Origin of the sequence: Streptomyces sp. NPDC000594, from assembly GCF_040299965.1 — a bacterium.
Taxonomy (GTDB): domain Bacteria; phylum Actinomycetota; class Actinomycetes; order Streptomycetales; family Streptomycetaceae; genus Streptomyces.
On record NZ_JBEPCY010000073.1, the window covers coordinates 1,908 to 3,742 of the forward strand.

At 58.0% G+C, this 1,835-nt stretch carries 1 rRNA gene (only partly in view); it reads left to right on the top strand.

Features of this window, described 5'->3' with window-relative positions:
* Positions 1 to 108: 108 nt before the first annotated feature.
* Positions 109 to 1,835: ribosomal RNA gene (locus tag ABT354_RS37905) — 23S ribosomal RNA — on the top strand; it runs 1,496 nt beyond the window's last position.

Here is a 1,835-nt window from a genome sequence, read left to right on the forward strand (position 1 = left end):
GACTGCTCGTTGTCTTCGGTTGCCGGCCCCAGTGAACTCGCCGCTTGCGGTGGGGTGATGGGTGGTTGGTCGTTGTTTGAGAACTGCACAGTGGACGCGAGCATCTGTGGCCAAGTTTTTAAGGGCGCACGGTGGATGCCTTGGCACCAGGAACCGATGAAGGACGTGGGAGGCCACGATAGTCCCCGGGGAGCCGTCAACCAGGCTTTGATCCGGGGGTTTCCGAATGGGGAAACCCGGCAGTCGTCATGGGCTGTCACCCGCTGCTGAACACATAGGCAGTGTGGAGGGAACGAGGGGAAGTGAAACATCTCAGTACCCTCAGGAAGAGAAAACAACCGTGATTCCGGGAGTAGTGGCGAGCGAAACCGGATGAGGCCAAACCGTATGTGTGTGATACCCGGCAGGGGTTGCGCATGCGGGGTTGTGGGATCTCTCTTCTGCGGTCTGCCGGCCGTGGGACAAGTTAGAAACCATCATGATAGGCGAAGGACATGCGAAAGGTCCGGCGTAGAGGGTAAGACCCCCGTAGCTTAAATTGTGATGGCTTGTCTGAGAGACACCCAAGTAGCACGGGGCCCGAGAAATCCCGTGTGAATCTGGCGGGACCACCCGCTAAGCCTAAATATTCCCTGGTGACCGATAGCGGATAGTACCGTGAGGGAATGGTGAAAAGTACCGCGGGAGCGGAGTGAAATAGTACCTGAAACCGTGTGCCTACAAGCCGTGGGAGCGTCGGGACAAGGCTTGCCTTGTCCTCGTGACTGCGTGCCTTTTGAAGAATGAGCCTGCGAGTTTGCGGTGTGTTGCGAGGTTAACCCGTGTGGGGAAGCCGTAGCGAAAGCGAGTCCGAACAGGGCGATTTAGTAGCGCGCTCAAGACCCGAAGCGGAGTGATCTAGCCATGGGCAGGTTGAAGCGGCTGTAAGAGGTCGTGGAGGACCGAACCCACCAGGGTTGAAAACCTGGGGGATGACCTGTGGTTAGGGGTGAAAGGCCAATCAAACTCCGTGATAGCTGGTTCTCCCCGAAATGCATTTAGGTGCAGCGTCGTGTGTTTCTTGCCGGAGGTAGAGCACTGGATAGGCGATGGGCCCTACCGGGTTACTGACCTTAGCCAAACTCCGAATGCCGGTAAGTGAGAGCGCGGCAGTGAGACTGTGGGGGATAAGCTCCATGGTCGAGAGGGAAACAGCCCAGAGCATCGACTAAGGCCCCTAAGCGTACGCTAAGTGGGAAAGGATGTGGAGTCGCAGAGACAACCAGGAGGTTGGCTTAGAAGCAGCCACCCTTGAAAGAGTGCGTAATAGCTCACTGGTCAAGTGATTCCGCGCCGACAATGTAGCGGGGCTCAAGCGTACCGCCGAAGTCGTGTCATTGCAGCGTATAGCCCCAACGGGTGCTGTGATGGGTAGGGGAGCGTCGTGTGCCGGGTGAAGCCGCGCCGGAAGGCAGTGGTGGACGGTTCACGAGTGAGAATGCAGGCATGAGTAGCGATACACACGTGGGAAACGTGTGCGCCGATTGACTAAGGGTTCCTGGGTCAAGCTGATCTGCCCAGGGTAAGTCGGGACCTAAGGCGAGGCCGACAGGCGTAGTCGATGGACAACCGGTTGATATTCCGGTACCCGCTTTGAAGCGCCCAGTATCGAGGCGAGCGATGCTAAGTCCGTGAAGCCGCCCTTGATCTCTTCGGAGTGATGGGGAGTGGTGGAGCCGACGAACCGGACTTGTAGTAGGTAAGTGATGGGGTGACGCAGGAAGGTAGTCCAGCCCGGGCGGTGGTTGTCCCGGGGTAAGGGTGTAGGCCGTGCGATAGGCAAATCCGTCGCACAT